Genomic DNA, 17,302 nt, shown 5'->3' with positions numbered 1-17,302 from the left:
CAAACTCACCTACTCGGAGGGGTTTATGCCACCGGCCGACACCACGGCGAACACGACCAAGACGCTCATCGGACTCGTCGACCGGCACGCATCGCAGCGGCCCGACGCCGTCGCGATTCGCTACGGCGAACGGCAGTGGTCCTGGGCTGACTGGGCCGCGCGGATCCGTCGCGCGGCCGGCGCGCTGCGCGCCGCCGGTGTGCGGCGGGGGCAGTGCGTGGCATTCCTGGACAAGAACCACCCCGCCTGCCTCGAGGTGCTTTTCGCCGCCGCGTCGATCGGGGCCGTGACCACCGTCGTCAACTGGCGCGCCATGGGCGACGAACTCGTGCACGTGCTCGACGACTGCGGGGCGCGGCTGCTGTTCGCCGGCGCCGAGCTGCAGGCCGCGGCCGAGGCGGCCGCCGAACGCGTGCCGGGCGTGCAGCGCATCGTCGTGGTGGGCGACGAGTACGAATCCCTGCTCGCCGCGGCCTCCCCCACGGACGGCGACGCCGACGTCGCCGAGAGCGAGACCGCGCTGGTCATTTACAGCTCGGGCACCACCGGTCGCCCGAAGGGCGTGTTGCTGAGCCAGCGCGCGCTGGTCAATCACGCGACGAACCTGGCGCCGGCCTTTCCGTTCGGGAACCAGGACGCGAACCTGGTCGCCATGCCGCTGTTTCACGTCGGCGGAATCGGCTACGCGCTCTTCGGAATTCGGGCCGGGGTGCCGACGATCATGACCCGCGAACCCGACGCCGCCGCCCTGATGGGCGCGGTGCGGGCGGGAGCCACTCACGCGTTCTTCGTGCCGCCGGTGATCGCCCGTTTCCTCGACGCCGGCGAGGCGGCCCACGCCACGATCGCGGGCCTGCGCTACATCGTGTACGGGGCCGCGCCCATGCCGTTACCCCTGCTGCATCGGGCGCTGTCCACCTGGCCCGAGACGCGTTTCGTTCAGGTGTACGGGCAGACGGAACTGTGCGGGGCGGTCACCGCGCTCAGCGACGCCGATCATCGCGATTCCACCCGCCCGCATTTGCAGCTGGCTGCCGGAAAGGCGGTGCTGGGCACCGAGATTCGCGTCGTCGATCCCCAGACGTGCTCCCCGGTGGCCGCCGGGGAGCCGGGCGAGATCTGGGTGCGCAGCAACCAGAACATGAGCGGCTACCTCAACCGGCCGGAGGCGACGGCCGAGACGATCACCGACGGCGACTGGGTGCGCACCGGTGACGTGGGCCGCCTGGACGCCGACGGCTACGTCTACATCGAGGACCGCCTGAAGGACATGATCATCACCGGCGGCGAGAACGTGTACGGCCCCGAGGTGGAAAGCGTGCTCGTCGAGCACCCCGCCATCGCCGACGCCGCGGTGATCGGCGTGCCCGACGACTTTTGGGGCGAATCCGTGAAGGCGATCGTGGTGGCCGCGGGCGAGGTCGAGCCTGGCGACGTCATCGAGTTCTGCCGGCGCCACCTGGCCGGCTACAAGTGCCCGCGCACCGTGGACTTCGTGGCGTCGCTGCCCCGCAATGCGAGCGGGAAGATCCTCAAAACCGAACTGCGCGAGCCGCATTGGCGCGACCGGGTGCGAGGGATATGAGCGCTGCGGTGGACGCGCGGCGGCGCGACTGCGCGATCAGCGTGCTGGGCGGGCCGACCACGGTGATCGACATCGCGGGGCACCGGATCGTTATGGACCCGACGTTCGATCCGCCCGGCGTGCACGCCTACCTGACCAAGCTCGCCGGGCCGGCCGTTGGTGCCGAGGCGCTCGGCTCGGTGGATGCGGTGTTGATCAGCCACGACCAGCACCCCGACAACCTCGACGACGACGGCCGCCGGATGGCCCTGGCCGCGCCGCTGGTGCTCACCCACCCCGGCGGGGCCGCCCGATTGGGGCCACCCGCGGTGGGGGTTGGGCCCTGGCAGACCTACGGGCTGTCGGACTCGCTTGTGGTGCAAGCTGTTCCGGCGGTACATGGTCCGGCGGACGGCCAGCGCGACGAAACCGGCCATGTCAACTGCGAGGTGATCGGCTTCGTGCTGTTCGGGCCCGGTCTGCCCACCGTGTACCTCAGTGGCGACAACGCCTCGATGGTGGCGGTCAAGGACGTGGCCGATCGAGTGGGTGTCATCGACGTCGCCGTGCTGTTCGCGGGGGCGGCGCGCGTGCCGACTAAGGAGCGCGGGCGTCCGCTGACGCTGACCGCGGCGCGTGCGGCCGCCGCGGCCGAGATCCTCGGTGCCGAGGTGGTGATACCGGCCCACGTCGACGGCTGGGCCCACTTCAGCGAGGGCGTCGACGAGTTCGCCGCGGCCTTCGATCAGGCCGGGATCGGCGACCGGCTGCGGGTGGCCGCGCACGGGGAATGGATCGATCTCCGGTAGTCACAGCCGCCCCTCGGCGCGCAGGTCGGGGTGCACCCAGTCGGGCGAGCGGCGCTCCTTGAATGCCCGGAAGCCTTCGCGCGCCTCGACGTCGCTTAGGCTGCTGGTCATGCCGATGCGGTCATACAGGCCCAGGTAGTTGTCGATGCTCGACTTGATGACGCCGCGGGCGCGCGGCGCGGTCCGGCAGCACTGTGCCAGCAGCTCTTTCGCGGTGTCGAGCAGCTTCTCGTGCGGCACCACGCGGGTGACCAGGCCCCAGTCCAGGGCCTCTTCGGCGGTCAGCACCCGTCCGGTGAACATCAGGTCGCGGGTGCGCACCGGCCCGATGACGCGGGCGAGCATCTGGCTGTAGTACGTGTCGGCGTAGCCGCGGAACAGCTCGGGCACCCGGAAGGTCGCCCGCTCGCTGACCACCGACAGGTCGCTGCACAGCGCAATCTGGAACCCGCCGCCCTGGCACAGCCCGTTGACCGCGGAGACGATCGGTTTGGCCGAGGTGCGCACCGTGTCGAACGGCGTGACGTCCATGCCCAGCGCGCCGCCGAAGGTGATCCAGTTATCGGTAGCTCCCCCGCCGCCCATGTCGCCGCCGGGCGCAAAGACGTCCCCGGTCCCGGTGATGAGGAGCCCGGCCAGATCCGGGTCCTCGTTGAGACGGCCCACGGCGTAACGGATTCCGAAGTACATCGCGGGGGTCAGGGCGTTACGCGCTTCCGGCCGGTCGATGGTGCACACCGCGATCGACCCATGACGCTCGAAGGTCAGGTACGGCGTGCCGAGCCAATCCCCCTCCGGCGGGCGTGGGCTGTCCTGCGGGTTCGGGGATACCTGGGCCACGGGGCTCCTCTCATGCCGGCGCCGCCTGGCGCCCTGGCTACTGTAGCTCTTACAGTAGCGCGGCCTACAGGTAGGCCAGCGTGGCCGTCCCGGTCGTCGCGGACGCGTCGGCGATCACCTCGGCCAGTTTCACCTGCAGCGTGGCGGTGGCCTCCCCCACCGGCTTCTCGCAGTATCTGCAGCTCGCCTTGAACTGCGGCTGGTCGTCTTCGTCCGGCCAGAACCGGCGCGGCCCCACCATGGCGCCGGGATCGTATTGGACGGCCTGATGCGGGGCGTCCTTGAGGATCCTGCCCACGGGATGGCCTTGCGGGCATTCCAGTTTCAGCGTGCCGATGCCCTCTTGGTTGCCTACCATCCTCCACCGTCCTTCGTCTCGTCGTGGCCGTTAACCTGATCGCCCCGAAAGAATTCGGATCGCGCGTTCTGACAGCTCGCGGGCTGCAGCGGTGGTCTCGGCGCAGGCCAGCATTTGCACGCCCCGCCCGGCCTCGATCTCGACCGGGCTGAGCAGGATGATGCCCTCCTCCTGCGTTCCCGGCCTGAAGAGTAGACCGTCGAGAAGGCGGATCGCGTCGGCGAAACGCCGCTGCGGTTGGCTCTCTCCGACACGTTGTGCCACTACGAATTTCGTCTCGGCGGGGTCCCGGCTCAATCGGTTCACGATCGTCATTGGAATGGAGACGCCGCCCCAGCGACCGTTGCACTCGATCCAGTGTAAAGCCGCGGAGTCGTAGCTCTGCCCGACCACCAGCGCATCCAAGCTGCACCGGCCAAAATATCCCAGCAGTTGCAGGACGGTGGCCAGGCGCATCGCGTCGTCGGCCAGTTGGTTTCGCCAGCGCTCCGGAAGCTCCGCCGGCACGGACCCGACGAACGCCCCCTCAGTGCCCAGCAACTGCTGCTCGAACAGGCCCTCGATCAGAGGCGGTCCGTCGCCGAGAGCCGGGATCCACAACTGCACCGAAGGACTGCTCAACGCCGGCGCCTCCCACAACCCGACGAGCAGCGGATAGACGTCATACCAGCCGAGCGCATGCAGGGCGGCGAGGATGTAGTCCTTGACGACGGACAGCGCAGCTCCGGCGACGTCGGTTGCGGCGACGCTCAGGTTCCCGGCCCCGCCCGCGCTGTAGGGCACCTTGACCACCACTCGCGCAGCCGATTGAGCGAGCGCACGAATGCGATGGGCGAGCGCGGCCGGACCATACGCGGCCAACGTCGGAGGCAGAGCATTCTCGCCAAGCACCTCGCCGATCAGTCGTGCGAACCAAAGCTTGTCGTTGACAACCCGCGTGAGCCGCGGCGGTGGGCTGGCAACGCGGACATCGAGGTTCGCTGCCTCGGCGACGGCCGCGGCGAGTTGCCACGTGCTGCCCATGCCGATATGAGGGACGATGGTCAGACTGCCCGTTCGCCTCGTCGCGTCCAGGATCCGAGAGAACGCCTCGCCATCAAGCCGACAGCGCGCCGCCAGTGGGAGCAAAGGGCTGCCGGCACCAGAGGGCAAATTCAGGCTGACGACCGGTCCGGTCCCGAGGACATGCGAGCGGTAGTGCTCGAAATCCGAGTGCGGCTCACGGCCGAAAGCAACGAGGTCGTCGCGCCGCGCGAGAAGGGACAGCCGATATTCGTAGGTAGGTGCCTTATCCGGTGTGGAAAGGGCGATTTCGCGCGTATCGCCGATGACCAGCCACAGGCCGCTCGACATACCTGGCCGCACGCGGTCCCCGAACGCATCGGTGGCCGCCAGCGCCGGATCCTCTGCAGCCAGCTTCTGGGCTACCACGTGAAGATGGCGCAGCTGGTGCTCGTCAAGCGTCGCGGAAATCCGGGGGACTACCGGAAGTAGCTGCGTGTCCATCGCCGACCCGGTGCGCTGAATCCATTGTGAGCCAGCAATTTACACTGGCTCACTGTCGAACCTGAAGTCTTCGCTCACCCGGTACACGGAGCGCTCCGGGACCTCGCGCCAATGCTCATGGCTGATCGGTTCGGAGGCGACGACGACTGCACGGTAGAGCCGGTCGGTGTCATGGCGTATGTGGGGGAAGCCGCAGATTTCGCAATCGTGCACCCCTTCGCGCTCGAGATAGTAGAGCGTGCGTCCGATGCGGCTGCCGACCATCTGTTCGCCGTCGGTCAGGATGACATTCAGACCGATGGGTGCGGTCGGCTCGATTTCGCAGCACCACTGCGTGATTTGACGGATTCCGTCCCGTAGCACCTTCAGCAACGGGCGCTCCGGCATGCGCGCTTGCAGGGTGCGCAGATAGTGGAAGACGTGTTCGCTGTCCGTGTCACCGCGGATCGCGTCGCGCCGCTCCTTTGGCATTTGCTCGAGCAACCGCGGGCGCAGCCGGTCGAAGCCGGGAACCGTGCCGTTGTGAATGAAAGCCCACGGGCCATCGACGAAGGGATGGGTGTTTTCGATTCTGGGAGCACCCACGGTTGCGCGGCGCACGTGGGCGAGCACCTGCTCTGAGAAGGTTCGCGCGGCCGCTCGCCGGAAGTGCTCCCCTTGATAGGCCGCCCAGGCCTGCCGTTCGACGTGCGGACAGTGGTCTTCATAGGTCGCAATACCCCAGCCGTGCGCATTCCCCCGGCCGCTGAGGTCCTCGCGGCTCTGCACCATCAGCGCATTTTGCGCGTAAACGAGTGTGCACTCCACCTTCGTGGGCTCGTTGGCGCGAAAACCATAGAGGCGACACATTGTTGGATTGCCTTTCTGAAGCGCAACTATACTGGCGTCAATGTCAATGGCGCCGACGAAATTTGCTCTATGACAAGCGCTTGGCGGTCATCGGACCTGGCCGAAGCGTTCAGGGAAGACCATGCTGTCCTCGGGCGCGGCCTGCATGAGGTCTCCGAACATCTCAGGGCGGGCAACGATCAGGCCGCCAAGGCCCGCGCCGAGCGCGTCGACCGCGAAGCCGGCGCGCACATCGCCTTCGAGGAGCAGTTCTTCTATCCGGCCCTGCGTCGCACGCTCGGCGATGCCGAGGTCGACGGTCTCTACGAAGAGCACGGCGAAGGCCTGTCGGTCATCAAAGCCCTCGCGCAGTTGCCGGAAGGTGCGGAGCTGACCGAAGCCGACCGTCGAACCCTGCTGCAAGCTTCGGAATTGACTGAGTCCCACGTCGCCGAATGCGGTGAATTGTTCGGCGTCATGGGCCGCATCCCGCCAGACGAGCAGCAGGCGCTCTATCGAGAGCTTCTCTCGTTGCGTGAAGAGTCACCGCGGTGGACCGAGTTCGCTGCGAGAACCAAGGAAGGGTGAACGAGGCGTCGCCCTAGCGACGGACGCTCGTCCGACAATCGGCTCGAGAAGTGGAATGCTGGGTGCCAAGGCAAAGAATTGAGGTCGACATGCCAGCCGCGATGGCGGACACCGAACTCATCAAGGACGCGGTGCGATCAGCGTGCCGCGCGCCGTCACTGCATAACAGCCAACCCTGGCAGTGGGTGGCCGGCGGCGGTCAGCTGGAGCTCTTTCTTGATCCAAGCCGTTCGATGGTTTCCGACCGGTCCGGCCGCGAAGCGCTGATCAGCTGTGGCGCTGCACTCGACCACCTTCGAGTGGCGCTCGCCGCTGCGGGGTGGCGAGCCGGAATTTCCCGTTTCCCCGATCCAGAGGATCCGAACCACCTGGCGTCCATCGACTTCACCCCGGTGGAAAACGTCACGGACGTAGAACGGCGTCGCGCCAGCGCGATCTGGACCCGCCGAACCGACCGTTTGCCATTCATAGCGCCGATGAACTGGGAAGCGTTCGAGCCGTCGCTGCGGGACGCCGTCGCCAACGATGCCGTCCATCTTGACGTGATGGCCAACGACATGCGCGAGAGGCTGGCGCGGGCATCGTCGCTGGCCGAATCGCTGCGCCTCTACGACAACGCCTACCATAAGGAACTTCAGTGGTGGACAACGCCTTTCGAGGCGTCCGAGGGCGTTCCGTACGGTGCTCTGCTCTCGCCGGCCGAAAGCCAGCGCGTCGACATCGGGCGGACGTTCCCGACGACGCATCACCGTGACCGGCGCACCGAGATCCCCGCCGACGAGTCGACCATTCTGATGCTGTCCACCGACGACGACACCCGCCTCGCCGCGTTGTTGTCCGGCGAAGCGCTCTCCGCGGTGTTACTGGAATGCACGATGGCGAACCTGGCGACGTGCCCGGTAACCCACGTCACCGAGCTCAAAACCACGCGCGAGATGATTGCGGAGCTCGTGCAGGAAGGCAGGCGGCCCCAGGTCCTGGTCCGGGTGGGTGTGGCGCCCCCCGCGGCCGAACCACCGAGGCCTACGCCGCGACGACCCCTTAGCGAAGTTTTGCGGCTGCAGGGTTAACACGGTCCCCGCCACGGCCGGCGCCCAGCGCGGGACCCCGCTCTGCCTGCATCTCTCCTTGTCGTACCGGCTCGCGTCGGTATCGCTCATCGGGCCGCTGCCGGGGTGAACAGCTCGACCGCATTGCTGGCCGGGTCATCGAACACGATCTGGCGTCCGCCCGGACCGGTGGCGATATCGCTGCGGAAGACGACTCCAGCCGCGCGCACCGCGCCACCTCGACAGCCAGATCCTCTACGAGTAGCGGACGTTGACCCTGTCGTCGTCGATGTCGGTCACGACACTCCTCCTTTCGTGGCTTCGGGGGAAATGCCAGCAACGCCGCGCCCACAGCTAGCCAAAAACTACTCTCGGCCCGGAAATATCAGGTTGAGTCGCGGGTGAGTTGGTACCACCAGAGTTCGAAATGCGCGGCGGCCCGACGAGCAACCGCCGTTTGGGAGTCGGCCGAGGTCGGCTCGGCGCAAACCACCCGCCAGCCGGTCTCGCCGAAGCGTTGGCGAACCTCGTCGAGCGTCATTCCGGCGTGCATGGGGGCCGTTGGGGGCGGCCGCTTGAAGCCCCACAGCAGCAGGGTGGCACCGGGTGCGGCGACACGGGAGATGCTGGTGACGTAGGCGCAACGGCGGTCTTCGGGCAGGGTGTGAAAGCAGCCGAAGTCCAGCAGCAGGGTGTAGCCGCCGCCTATTCCCAGGTCGTGCAGTCGGGTGACATCGCCCTGGACAAAGCGCGGCGCGACTCCCGCGGCTGCGGACTTGCGCCGCGCGGCGGCCAGCGCCTTAGGCACCATGTCGACGGCCGTGACCTGCCAGCCGTGCGTGGCCAGATAGATGGTGTCGGTGCCGGTGCCGCAGCCGATGTCGAGGGCGCGGCCCGGTTCCAGCTTTGCGGAGCCTTCAATCATGCTGACGAGCTCATCCGGCGGACCGCCCCGCTGCCAGATGATCAGGCCTAGGCGATAGGCCAGCCGGTAGACCACCTGATACCAGCGCACGCTTTCCCTCGTGCGCCGACGCAAGAGCATCATCATCGAGACTCCCCGGATTGCTATGTGGTGGTTATAAATTCGCGCATCACGGCTGTGTTCCGATGGTCGCATCGGCATCCTGACCCGCAGCCGTGACCGGCAAAAGCTCGGCGTGGCTGCGCGGCATCCGCAGCGCTGGCTGGTACCGGAAATAGTTGACTAACGCCCACACCAAGCATACGAAGATCGCTGCGAAACAGAAACCGCGCACGTAGACACCCCAAACGGTGAAGGTTTCGAAGGCATCATGCAGGGCGGCGGTATCGGTGTCGCTGAGCTGGCCCACGTGCATCATCACCGGCGCCGCGACGACGGTGGTGACAATCGCGCCAAGCGCGCCCAAGGCGGCCAGATAGATCGGCAGTCCGGCCTGCCCTGGCGCGGACCCATCCAGGCGGCAGGACAATGCCGCGGCGAAAACCAATGCCCAGCAAAGGATCGCGCCTATCGGATAGACAACAAGGCCGGCGCGCAGATCAGCGTGGCGACTGAAGTCGGCCCATGCCCGTACGCCGAGATCGCGCCACGCGGGAGTCGCAACAAGGGCCCGATCGAGGATCGAGCCAAACAAGCCGCTGACCACCGTGGCCACGATGATCAACTTGCCGGTGAGCGAGATACGGGGCGACTGTGGTGTTTTCATGCGGTGCATCTCCTTGCGGTTCTTCTCGCCGGGGCGGCGGTCTTGGGCCTGGGCCCGCCGACCGCGGGGTCCGGCGCGGCGGTCGTCAGCCCGGCCACCAGAAGGGCGATCGCGTCGTCGAGTTCGGCGGCCGGCGCAGCGGTTAGGCACCACATCAGCACGGTGAACAGCAGCGTGCGCGCCGCCGCCCGCACGTTGTGCACACGCAGCTCACCGGCTTCAATGCGGGCCTGCAGATAGCCGGCCAGCAGCGTTAGTGCCTCGTCGGTGAGCGTGTCCATCCGTTTCCGCATGTCGGGATGGGTCTGCGAGGTCGCCATCACCACCCGCACCAGATCGGTCCGTTCGGTGAGCAGGTCATACATTTGTCGCGCGATCCTCGGCAGCACCTCGACGGCCGGTTCCGTCGGCGATACAGCCAACATTCGGCGCAGTTGTGGCAGGAACCCGTGCCGCGCCACCACCGCCGCCAGCAGCGCTTCTTTGCTTTCGAAGTAGTGGTAGATCAGCGCCGGGGCCACCTCTGCGGCCCGGCCAATCTTTTTGATGCTGGCCGCGTCCACCCCTTCCCGGGCGAACACCGTCAATGCGGCATCCACCAACCGGTCCCGACGCGACACCGTCAATGGAGGAGTCATTTAACATTCCTGATTGATCGTTCAATCAATACTGTCACGACGACACGTGAGCAGACAACCCCTAGCCCTACACCGATCGGCTTGGGAATGTTGTCAGTACCGCTCGGTGATCCGCCCGGGTCTTTCCGCCGGCGCTTAAGCGGTGGTGGCTTTGTCGGCGTCTGGCCGATGTGGCCCAACTGGAACGTTGCACGACGGGTTTGGGCCAATGGGTGATGACGAACCGAGGTCTGGACTTCGCAGGAATGCTTACCTGAGCTGTACCGTCTCGAAGTGGTCCCGGCTGGGATCGAACCAGCGACCTTCCGCGTGTGAAGCGGACGCTCTCCCACTGAGCCACGGGACCGGCGCCGACAGACGAACGACGTCGAAGATTAGCACGAGCCTGGACTCGACAATACCGGCCGCCTGCGCGTCATCGGCACGCCGCGATAACCTTGACACGGTCCGTACCAAGAAATTTGTATGTGCCCGCTCACGTCGACTATCGTCGTGCTTCGCACCGGGCGACGATCTCGTCCGTGGCGCGCGGATGTAGCGCAGTTGGTAGCGCATCACCTTGCCAAGGTGAGGGTCGCGGGTTCGAATCCCGTCATCCGCTCGAAGGTGCAAGTGGCATCAATCCAGCGGTGGAGTGGCCGAGTGGTGAGGCAACGGCCTGCAAAGCCGTGCACACGGGTTCGATTCCCGTCTCCACCTCCAGCTTTTTGACCCCCGCGCGATTAGCTCAGCGGGAGAGCGCTTCCCTGACACGGAAGAGGTCACTGGTTCAATCCCAGTATCGCGCACCAGAGTTTTGCCTGCTCAATCCGGGAAAACCGTGCTGGACCGGCAATCGCGCTTCCCCGGTATGAACGATATGACCGGGCCGGCTCAATTCCCGATAGGCGGGATGGGTTTCCCGGTCACCGGAGGGTACGGACCCTCGCCGGCCTCTGGCTCGACCGGCGCACCATCCTCGGTTTTGCGCTTGTCGGCGCTGTCGTCGTCCTCACGCTGATGGGTCATCGCTGTCTCCTTCTTGACGATGCGGAACCCATACCCACCTTTAATGATCGGTACCACCCGCGAAGGCGGATGTCGTGGCGCCCGAGGAGCGCCGGTCGGGAGTACCCACGGCACGGCGCTGCGCCTGATCGGTAGCCGAGCCCTCGCCGTGTTGATGGGCTACCTCCCCGACCGGGCCTGATTCGGCGAGCGCCACATCAACCAGTGATAGACGCGAACGCAACGCCTCCCAACCGGTCTCGGCTGTCTCGACGGTGGCCCCTGCCGCTCGGCGGGCTACTTCGAGGGGGTGCGGCCTTCCTCGTAGCGGGTTGAGGCCACCAAACCCGCGCTGAGCAGAAGCAGCAATGGCACGAACACGAGTGGATAGGCGGCGACCGCGGCTATGGCGATGATTGCGCTTGGCACCGTCAACGCCATCGTGGCGGTCGGATGCCGTTCGCTTAGGGCGACGATCCTTGCCGGCGCCGCAAACGCTTCCGCGGCCTGCGGATACCAATCTGGCCGATGACCATACGAGCGATGGCTTCTCAGGCCGCAACCCATGCAGGCGCGCCCATAGGAGTAGCGGGTTTGGAGCCCGCAACCCATGCAGGTGTGGACGGTCATCCGCTCATGGTCTCATCGCGGCTTACGGCCCTCGCGGCCGACGCGTTCGACCTACCCGCTGCGTTCCCAGTCCTGGGTGACGTTCGCGGGGACGGTTTGCTGCGCGCCGGCGCGGTTGCCCGCCCTCGAGTTGATCGCGCGGCCGTTAAGCGATCTAGCGGTTCGGGACTCCACGGGGGATACTGCCAGGATGCGTTTCATCTATGTCGCTGCGCCGGTCGCCATGGCCATCGCTGTGCTGCCGGGACTGTCGCCGACTCATGCTGACACGGGCGTCAATGGTTACGTTCAGTGCTTAGGAGGCGATGCGCAGCCCCCGCCGCCGGGGGTAAGTGCAGCGAATTGGTTTCCCAGCGTTCACGTGATGACCACTGACATCGATTCTGGTGTGCCCCCTGAGCAAGTAGTTCAAAGATTGGTGGAAATGGGAGTCAAGCCGGAGGACGCCGTCAAACAAGTGCAGTGCTTTATGGCCAACAGGCCAACTTAGCGCAAATCCTCGGCGTTCAGCGCAGGTCCTTTACCTGAAATACATTATTTCCCTACGTTTTTGGTTGGAATTGCGGCCCGAAAAAAGTGCCGCGGTTCACACGCGCTCCGCCTTCATGTCCATGTCGATGGTGCCTTGGCACGCGCCGCTCAAGATGTCGGTGTGCATCACACCATCAAGCGACCCGTCGGGTTGGGGCGTGTAGCGCACCGTGGCCCGGGCCGGATTCCATTGGATCGAGGTGTCGGGCATCATGCAGTCCCATTGAAAATCGCTGGTTTGCGACCAGGACGTTCCATCCCACGTGAACTGAACCGGCTGCGGAACGGTCGGGTTACTCGGTGGAGGGCCGCTGACGATCGTGGCGACGCACTTCCCGTTCGTACATGTCGAGCGGAAACCGTAGATCTCCGTGTGCTGCCCCTCAGGATCGCCGACCGCCATGCTGGTGCCGGCCTTCGGACCAACCATGAACGTGATCGCGTACTGCCCGTTCCACGACGGATTGTCGGCGAAGGCAGTGGCGGGAAGCGACATGGCGATCGGGAGCGAGGCGGCACATAAACTGACGAAGCTTTTCAAGCGGTCCGGGGCCATCGTTTCTCCTCTGAATCCGTGACCATTCCCCCAATAGTCGTCCCCCGAGCCATCGCCGACAAGCTTGTGGCCGATTCGCCTGATCCTTGCGTTACCAACCCCACTCGTCCGGATTCAGGACATCCACGGTGAGATCGTTGTCGGCCGCGGCTTTGGTCCCATAGTAAAAGGTGAGCTCGGTGCGATTGTCGTCGAGGGATTCGGTCGCTACGACGGTGGCATGCCCGATCTTCATGCGGATCTTGTCTCCGGGTTTCAATTCGTCAACGCGTTTCAGGGGCACGCTCAACCCCTCAGCAGCAGCGAAACTGGTGATCCTGCAGACACCGTGGCCATCATCGCCATTTTCCACGGCCTGTGACACATCCACCGGCCTTGGAAGCTTGTTTGCTGAGGCATCAGTTGCGATCGCCTGGGCGCACGGAAAGCTTGTCGGCTAACGGGATTCAAAGCCTCAGTTCTGCGCCAGGTCGGGTATGGGCTCGGCATCCGTCAGCCAGTGGCGTCCGGTCCGGCGGGCCGCCTCCCACTTGGGGATGCTCACCGCATCGTCCTGCCCCAGGTCCTCGGGCGTCGGGCCGATGCGCTGGGCCAGCGCGGCGAGGGCACCCAGATCGAAGTTATATATCTCGGCCGCCGCCAAGCCCAGCATCTGCCGGGTCTCCTCGACCGGGACGTCCCAGAAGGAGCGGTGCAGCCATTCGCGGGTGTGCGGCCACGTCCCCTCCGGATGAGGAAAGTCGTTGCCCCACAACAGGTTGGATACGCCGATCTCGTAGCGCCGCGCCAGCTCCCGGCGCTCCGTGGTGGTGGCCCCGATGAAGCAGTTCCGGTCGAAGTAGGCCGAGGGCGGCATGGTCAGGTCGCCCTCCATCTGATGGCTCATCTTCTTGGCCGAGTGCTCACGCAGGTAGCGCGTATCCATCAGCCAGAGCAGGTCGTTTGCCCAGAAGGCACCGCACTCCGTGACGCCCCATCGCAGCCCGGGGAACCGCTCGAACACCCCCGACCACAGCGCGAACCACATCGGCCGGGCCCCCCACCAGCGCACCTCGGTGACGTAGATGCCCAGGTGCCCGCCGTACTCCTCCTGCGGGGCGGGACCGGAGTGGGTGTGCACCGGCATCTGCAGGTCCTGGCAGGCGGCCCAGACCTTGTCGTAGCGACGGTCGTGATACGGCGGGTAGCCGACCCAGCGCGCCGGGATCAGGATTCCGCCCCGCAGGCCGGACTCCGCCGCGCGAGTGATCTCGGCTACCGCCGCGTCGACGTCCGCCAGTATGGGCACGACCGCAACCCCGGCCCGCCGCTCGGGAGTGTGGCTGCACAGCTCGGCCAACCAGCGGTTGTGGGCCCGCGCCCCGGCCATGGCGCGCCCGGGGTCCAGGTCGCCCGACTGGCCCAGGCCGGCCCCGAACGGGGCCCCGGCGACCCCGGTCACCGCGTCGGCGTCGGGGAAGATGACCTCGCCGACCACGCCGTCGCCGTCGAGCTCCTTGTCCCGCAGGGCCACATCCCAGCCGCCGGCGATGCCCTCTCCGTTCTCGGAGAACCACTCTTGGGCGAACTGCTCGTCGATGAATCCGCCGGCCTGCGCCGCGGCGGTCTTCTCGGCCAGATAGGCCTCGAAGTCCTCCCGGTATTCGGGGTCGACGTATTCGCGGTACCGCTCGGTCGGGAGCTCGGCGTGGGTGTCTGCGGAGATGATGAGGTACGGGTCCTCGCGGTTCACGGTGCGTCCTTTCGCTACCAGGTACGGATGGGGTCGGGCTCGAAGACGGTGCTGCTCGCGTCGGCAGGCACGGCGACCAGGGGCTCGGCAACCTCGGCCACGGTCGGGCCGATTCGCTGGGTCAGCGGCGCGAGCGCCTCGAGGTCGAAGCCGTAGACCGCCGCGGCATTCCCACCGACCATGGCCGCCACCTCCGCGGGCGGGACCCCACTGAACGTGTGGCGCAGCGCTTCCCGGGTGTAGGGGAAGGTGCCCTCGTAGTGCGGGTAGTCGCTCCCCCACATGATGCGGTCGACGCCGATCCGGTGGCGCTCGGCGCACTCGACGGGACGCATGAAACTGGCACCGACGTAGCACTGGCGGGACCAGTACTGGCTGGGCTTGAGACCCAGCGAGCCCGCGGTGGGCCCGGCGAACCGGGCGATCGCCGAGCTCGCCCGCCCGTACCGCGCCGCCGCGACGTCGAGCGAGTCGAGGGTTGCCGGTATCCACCCGGCGCCCTGCTCGGTGAAGACCACGGTGAGGTCCGGATGGCGATCCAGCGCGCCACTGAAGATCAAGTGCCACAATGCCCGGTGCGCCCACCAGTGCGTCTCGTACACCCACACCGCAAACGAGCTGCCCCACCCGTCGGTCGGGCTCGGACCGGCGTTACCGCCGTGGTGGTTGACTACCAAACCCGCCTCCGCGCACGCCACCCAGAGCGGTTCCCAATGCTCGGCGTAGAGCGGGGGAAGCCCAGTGCCGGGGGCGATCCCGGGCAGCAACACACCGCCGCGCAGGCCGAGCTTGGCGATCTGCGCCACCTCCGCGATGGCCTCGTCGAGGTCGCCGAGCAGGATCTGGCCCACCCCGGCGCGCCGCTCGGGCGACAAGGAACAAAAGTCAGACAGCCAGCGGTTGTGCGCACGCAGGCCGGCCCAGCGCAACTCGAGCTCCCGGGCGGTCTCGGGGGGAGGGGCGGCCAGGCTCGCGTGAGGAAAAAACGGTGGCACGGTATTGGGGAAGATGACCTCCCCCGCGATGCCTTCGGCATCCAGCTCCGAGTTACGCCGACCGCTGTTCCAGTTGTGCTCGGCGTCGCGCTCCGTGAGATCGCCGAACGGGTTGACGTATGTCTTTGCCCAGCCGTCGAATTCGTCGCGATAGTGGGGATCGAGGTAGTCGCGGTAGTCGAGCAGATCAGCGCCGGCGTGGCAATCGGCCGAAATGACCGTGTACCGGTCCATGCGCCTACACCCGCGCCGGCTCGGGCCTGGGGGCGGCGAGCAGGGCAACATCGTCGTAGCGCTGGTGCACGTAGGGCAGCAGCCACTCCTGCGGCACGCGCGCCGCGATCCGGCCCACCTGGATGGTGCGCCGGCGACACCACGTGATCGACGTGATCTCGCGAATCACGATGTCGGCCACCGGGTCCAGGGGCGACTCTCCCAACTCGACGGTGCCGTCGATGTTCTCCAGCAGCTCGTAGTGCCGGTGGTACTCGCCGTAGACCAGATGCGGGTCGGTGATGCCGCTGCCGTCGGGGGCGCGCAGGAACTTGAAGTAGAACTCGGTGTTCACCTGGTCGGGCGGCAACTCCGCCGGGCCGGTGACCTGGCCGTCGACCTTGATGAGCTGGTAGCCCAACCGGTCAACAGCGGCGGTGACGCGATCACCGTCGCGTTCCACCTCGATGTGCGCCAATTTCTTTGGCTCGCCGAATGTTTCGCGTCCACCCGTGACCGACTGTTCGGTGGACTGGGGCATGAACAGCGGGTAGTCGCCCTCGAGGCCGCCATGCCGGGCGGTCACCGAAAACACCGCCGACCCGAAGGGCGCCCTGCCCTCTATCCGGACCCGCTGCAGCTGGATTCGCACCAGCGGTTCGGCCGCCGGCTCCAGCGGCTTAGGCAGCACGGCCGCGACAATCTCTGGGTCGGTGAGGTAGGTGACGGTCACCGCCTCGGTGGCGATGGGCGCCTTGGTCGCATCGATCTCGTGGTCGACTTGCGCCTCGGGTTCGCGCGGACCGTAACGAACTTCCTTGGTACTCAACGCTTTTCTCCTTCCGTTTTTGAGCTCTTCTCGGCGCTTCGGCCGAGGACGTCGACGAGGTAGTCGGGCGCGCCGCGAGCCAGGATGGAGGCCGCCTTGCTGCTGACGACCTGATCGGCCGGCGTGGGTGGCCCCATCATCCAGAAGCGGTCGGCCCGGATTCCGTCCACCACAAGGTCGGCGACCGTCTCGAGCGGGGTGAACTCGACATGCGCACCGGTGGCCTCGAAGCGGGCCACCACCTTTGCCAGCGTCTGCTCGGGTGTGCGGCGTTCCTGCGTCGCCGCGTAGCGCTCCGGCCGGTGCCGCCACGACTCCCAGATGCCGGTGTTCAAAAAGCCGCCAGGAAAGAGGGCGTGCGCCCGAACCCCCGTCCCTGTCATCTCCAGGTGCGTGTAGAGGCTTTCCGTCAGACACAGCACCGCGGCCTTGGTCATCGGGTAGACCGCCGTGGCGGGCCCGCCCATGGCCCCGCGGGCGATCGGCGCGAACCCGCCATTGCCGGAGCAGGTGTTGACCACGTGACCTTCGCCCTGTTCGAGCAGGTGGGGCACGAAAGCCTTGATGCCGTGGATGACGCCCAACACGTTGACGTCAATCCCCCAGCGCCAATCGGCCAGATCGTGCTCCCACATGTAGCCCTCGGAGACCCCGCCGGTGCCGGCGTTGTTGCACACCACGTGCACGGCGCCGAAGCGAGAGATTGCCTCCTTGGCGAGCGACTCGACCGAGGAGTAGTCGGTGACATCGGCTACCACGCCGGCCGCCTCGATGCCCTCGTCCGCGAGCGCCCGGGTCGCCTCGTCCAGCGGTTCGGCGAGGACGTCGGCCAGCACCACCTTCATGCCCTCTTGGCCGAAACGCCTGCCCATGGCCCGGCCGATGCCCCCGGCACCACCGGTTATGACCGCCACTTTGCCCGGAAGGTCCTTCATTGTGGCGATCGTCACACAGTCGC

General features: G+C 66.6%; 21 protein-coding genes and 4 tRNA genes. 8 read left to right on the top strand and 17 right to left on the bottom strand.

Going from position 1 to position 17,302, the window contains the following annotated elements; genetic code table 11:
• Positions 1 to 25: 25 nt before the first annotated feature.
• Both KXD96_RS13100 and KXD96_RS13095 read left to right on the top strand, forming a co-directional pair.
• Positions 26 to 1,585 (top strand): long-chain-fatty-acid--CoA ligase, encoded by a 1,560-nt coding sequence (locus KXD96_RS13100; protein ID WP_260744948.1) that lies wholly within the window; start codon positions 26 to 28, stop codon positions 1,583 to 1,585.
• An 8-nt stretch (positions 1,586 to 1,593) separates the two neighbouring features.
• Entirely contained in the window at positions 1,594 to 2,373 is a 780-nt protein-coding gene (locus KXD96_RS13095) for an MBL fold metallo-hydrolase (RefSeq protein WP_260745356.1), read from the top strand.
• Here the strand turns inward: KXD96_RS13095 and KXD96_RS13090 are convergent, their stop codons facing one another.
• The 4 genes from KXD96_RS13090 to KXD96_RS13075 form a co-directional block, all read right to left on the bottom strand.
• Positions 2,374 to 3,213, bottom strand: a complete 840-nt coding sequence (locus KXD96_RS13090) for an enoyl-CoA hydratase/isomerase family protein (RefSeq protein ID WP_260744947.1) — start codon at positions 3,211 to 3,213, stop codon at positions 2,374 to 2,376. It abuts the gene before it with no gap.
• 64 nt (positions 3,214 to 3,277) lie between these two features.
• Complete coding sequence (locus KXD96_RS13085; RefSeq protein ID WP_260744946.1) at positions 3,278 to 3,571, bottom strand: hypothetical protein; 294 nt, start codon at positions 3,569 to 3,571, stop codon at positions 3,278 to 3,280.
• 30 nt (positions 3,572 to 3,601) lie between these two features.
• Positions 3,602 to 5,077: a hypothetical protein gene (locus tag KXD96_RS13080; protein ID WP_260744945.1), complete on the bottom strand. Its 1,476-nt coding sequence runs from the start codon at positions 5,075 to 5,077 to the stop codon at positions 3,602 to 3,604.
• A gap of 39 nt (positions 5,078 to 5,116) precedes the next feature.
• Positions 5,117 to 5,926: a class II glutamine amidotransferase gene (locus KXD96_RS13075; RefSeq protein ID WP_260744944.1), complete on the bottom strand. Its 810-nt coding sequence runs from the start codon at positions 5,924 to 5,926 to the stop codon at positions 5,117 to 5,119.
• 69 nt (positions 5,927 to 5,995) lie between these two features.
• On the opposite strand from KXD96_RS13075, the gene KXD96_RS13070 reads away from it, so the two are divergent.
• Both KXD96_RS13070 and KXD96_RS13065 read left to right on the top strand, forming a co-directional pair.
• On the top strand, positions 5,996 to 6,493 hold the full coding sequence (locus tag KXD96_RS13070) for a hemerythrin domain-containing protein (RefSeq protein ID WP_260744943.1): 498 nt from the start codon (positions 5,996 to 5,998) through the stop codon (positions 6,491 to 6,493).
• An 89-nt stretch (positions 6,494 to 6,582) separates the two neighbouring features.
• The gene (locus KXD96_RS13065; RefSeq protein ID WP_260744942.1) at positions 6,583 to 7,563 is read left to right on the top strand and encodes an Acg family FMN-binding oxidoreductase; all 981 of its coding nucleotides are present in this window, start codon (positions 6,583 to 6,585) and stop codon (positions 7,561 to 7,563) included.
• Positions 7,564 to 7,649: 86 nt separating this feature from the next.
• Here the strand turns inward: KXD96_RS13065 and KXD96_RS13060 are convergent, their stop codons facing one another.
• The 5 genes from KXD96_RS13060 to KXD96_RS13040 all read right to left on the bottom strand — a co-directional run bounded on the left by KXD96_RS13060 (position 7,650) and on the right by KXD96_RS13040 (position 10,217).
• Positions 7,650 to 7,772, bottom strand: coding sequence for a hypothetical protein (locus KXD96_RS13060; RefSeq protein ID WP_260744941.1), 123 nt, complete (start codon positions 7,770 to 7,772; stop codon positions 7,650 to 7,652).
• Positions 7,773 to 7,927: 155 nt separating this feature from the next.
• Complete coding sequence (locus KXD96_RS13055) at positions 7,928 to 8,593, bottom strand: class I SAM-dependent methyltransferase (RefSeq protein ID WP_260744940.1); 666 nt, start codon at positions 8,591 to 8,593, stop codon at positions 7,928 to 7,930.
• A gap of 43 nt (positions 8,594 to 8,636) precedes the next feature.
• Positions 8,637 to 9,233 carry a hypothetical protein gene (locus KXD96_RS13050; RefSeq protein WP_260744939.1) on the bottom strand — a complete coding sequence of 199 codons (597 nt, stop codon included), beginning with the start codon at positions 9,231 to 9,233 and terminating at the stop codon, positions 8,637 to 8,639.
• Positions 9,230 to 9,871 carry a TetR/AcrR family transcriptional regulator gene (locus KXD96_RS13045; protein ID WP_260744938.1) on the bottom strand — a complete coding sequence of 214 codons (642 nt, stop codon included), beginning with the start codon at positions 9,869 to 9,871 and terminating at the stop codon, positions 9,230 to 9,232. The genes KXD96_RS13050 and KXD96_RS13045 overlap by 4 nt, the downstream gene beginning before the upstream one ends.
• A 274-nt stretch (positions 9,872 to 10,145) precedes the next feature.
• Positions 10,146 to 10,217 (bottom strand) — tRNA-Val (locus KXD96_RS13040).
• 182 nt (positions 10,218 to 10,399) lie between these two features.
• Here KXD96_RS13040 and KXD96_RS13035 point away from each other — a divergent pair.
• The 3 genes from KXD96_RS13035 (at position 10,400) to KXD96_RS13025 (ending at position 10,662) form a co-directional block, all read left to right on the top strand.
• A tRNA-Gly gene (locus tag KXD96_RS13035) sits at positions 10,400 to 10,472 on the top strand.
• A 27-nt stretch (positions 10,473 to 10,499) separates the two neighbouring features.
• A tRNA-Cys gene (locus KXD96_RS13030) sits at positions 10,500 to 10,573 on the top strand.
• 14 nt (positions 10,574 to 10,587) lie between these two features.
• Positions 10,588 to 10,662: transfer RNA gene (locus KXD96_RS13025), tRNA-Val, on the top strand.
• 82 nt (positions 10,663 to 10,744) lie between these two features.
• Here KXD96_RS13025 and KXD96_RS13020 read toward each other — a convergent pair.
• Both KXD96_RS13020 and KXD96_RS13015 read right to left on the bottom strand, forming a co-directional pair.
• Positions 10,745 to 10,879, bottom strand: a complete 135-nt coding sequence (locus tag KXD96_RS13020) for a hypothetical protein (RefSeq protein ID WP_260744937.1) — start codon at positions 10,877 to 10,879, stop codon at positions 10,745 to 10,747.
• 276 nt (positions 10,880 to 11,155) lie between these two features.
• Positions 11,156 to 11,488, bottom strand: a complete 333-nt coding sequence (locus KXD96_RS13015; RefSeq protein WP_260744936.1) for a hypothetical protein — start codon at positions 11,486 to 11,488, stop codon at positions 11,156 to 11,158.
• 190 nt (positions 11,489 to 11,678) lie between these two features.
• On the opposite strand from KXD96_RS13015, the gene KXD96_RS13010 reads away from it, so the two are divergent.
• Entirely contained in the window at positions 11,679 to 11,978 is a 300-nt protein-coding gene (locus KXD96_RS13010) for a hypothetical protein (protein ID WP_260744935.1), read from the top strand.
• 96 nt (positions 11,979 to 12,074) lie between these two features.
• On the opposite strand, the gene KXD96_RS13005 is transcribed toward KXD96_RS13010, so the two are convergent.
• From KXD96_RS13005 to KXD96_RS12980, 6 genes are all read right to left on the bottom strand, one after another.
• Positions 12,075 to 12,575, bottom strand: coding sequence for a hypothetical protein (locus KXD96_RS13005; protein ID WP_260744934.1), 501 nt, complete (start codon positions 12,573 to 12,575; stop codon positions 12,075 to 12,077).
• 91 nt (positions 12,576 to 12,666) lie between these two features.
• Positions 12,667 to 12,939, bottom strand: a complete 273-nt coding sequence (locus tag KXD96_RS13000) for a hypothetical protein (protein WP_260744933.1) — start codon at positions 12,937 to 12,939, stop codon at positions 12,667 to 12,669.
• A gap of 90 nt (positions 12,940 to 13,029) precedes the next feature.
• A complete protein-coding gene (locus KXD96_RS12995) occupies positions 13,030 to 14,307 on the bottom strand; it encodes an amidohydrolase family protein (RefSeq protein WP_260744932.1) in 1,278 nt (425 codons plus the stop codon).
• A gap of 14 nt (positions 14,308 to 14,321) precedes the next feature.
• Positions 14,322 to 15,536, bottom strand: coding sequence for an amidohydrolase family protein (locus KXD96_RS12990; protein WP_260744931.1), 1,215 nt, complete (start codon positions 15,534 to 15,536; stop codon positions 14,322 to 14,324).
• A gap of 4 nt (positions 15,537 to 15,540) precedes the next feature.
• Entirely contained in the window at positions 15,541 to 16,344 is an 804-nt protein-coding gene (locus tag KXD96_RS12985) for an acetoacetate decarboxylase family protein (RefSeq protein WP_260744930.1), read from the bottom strand.
• Positions 16,341 to 17,279 (bottom strand): SDR family NAD(P)-dependent oxidoreductase, encoded by a 939-nt coding sequence (locus KXD96_RS12980; RefSeq protein WP_260744929.1) that lies wholly within the window; start codon positions 17,277 to 17,279, stop codon positions 16,341 to 16,343. The genes KXD96_RS12985 and KXD96_RS12980 overlap by 4 nt, the downstream gene beginning before the upstream one ends.
• Positions 17,280 to 17,302: the final 23 nt, after the last annotated feature.

Source organism: Mycobacterium sp. SMC-2 (assembly GCF_025263485.1).
Lineage (GTDB): Bacteria > Actinomycetota > Actinomycetes > Mycobacteriales > Mycobacteriaceae > Mycobacterium.
The sequence above is the reverse complement of the archived record's forward strand: the minus strand, read 5'-3'. Positions and strand labels throughout refer to the sequence as shown.

Coding starts and splice junctions, on each gene's coding strand:
- KXD96_RS13100 (WP_260744948.1), top strand. CDS start 26: ATGCCACCGGCCGACACCACGGCGAACACGACCAAGACGCTCATCGGA.
- KXD96_RS13085 (WP_260744946.1), bottom strand. CDS start 3,571: ATGGTAGGCAACCAAGAGGGCATCGGCACGCTGAAACTGGAATGCCCG.
- KXD96_RS13080 (WP_260744945.1), bottom strand. CDS start 5,077: ATGGACACGCAGCTACTTCCGGTAGTCCCCCGGATTTCCGCGACGCTT.
- KXD96_RS13075 (WP_260744944.1), bottom strand. CDS start 5,926: ATGTGTCGCCTCTATGGTTTTCGCGCCAACGAGCCCACGAAGGTGGAG.
- KXD96_RS13070 (WP_260744943.1), top strand. CDS start 5,996: ATGACAAGCGCTTGGCGGTCATCGGACCTGGCCGAAGCGTTCAGGGAA.
- KXD96_RS13065 (WP_260744942.1), top strand. CDS start 6,583: ATGCCAGCCGCGATGGCGGACACCGAACTCATCAAGGACGCGGTGCGA.
- KXD96_RS13055 (WP_260744940.1), bottom strand. CDS start 8,593: ATGATGATGCTCTTGCGTCGGCGCACGAGGGAAAGCGTGCGCTGGTAT.
- KXD96_RS13050 (WP_260744939.1), bottom strand. CDS start 9,233: ATGAAAACACCACAGTCGCCCCGTATCTCGCTCACCGGCAAGTTGATC.
- KXD96_RS13045 (WP_260744938.1), bottom strand. CDS start 9,871: ATGACTCCTCCATTGACGGTGTCGCGTCGGGACCGGTTGGTGGATGCC.
- KXD96_RS13020 (WP_260744937.1), bottom strand. CDS start 10,879: ATGACCCATCAGCGTGAGGACGACGACAGCGCCGACAAGCGCAAAACC.
- KXD96_RS13015 (WP_260744936.1), bottom strand. CDS start 11,488: ATGACCGTCCACACCTGCATGGGTTGCGGGCTCCAAACCCGCTACTCC.
- KXD96_RS13010 (WP_260744935.1), top strand. CDS start 11,679: ATGCGTTTCATCTATGTCGCTGCGCCGGTCGCCATGGCCATCGCTGTG.
- KXD96_RS13005 (WP_260744934.1), bottom strand. CDS start 12,575: ATGGCCCCGGACCGCTTGAAAAGCTTCGTCAGTTTATGTGCCGCCTCG.
- KXD96_RS12990 (WP_260744931.1), bottom strand. CDS start 15,536: ATGGACCGGTACACGGTCATTTCGGCCGATTGCCACGCCGGCGCTGAT.
- KXD96_RS12980 (WP_260744929.1), bottom strand. CDS start 17,279: ATGAAGGACCTTCCGGGCAAAGTGGCGGTCATAACCGGTGGTGCCGGG.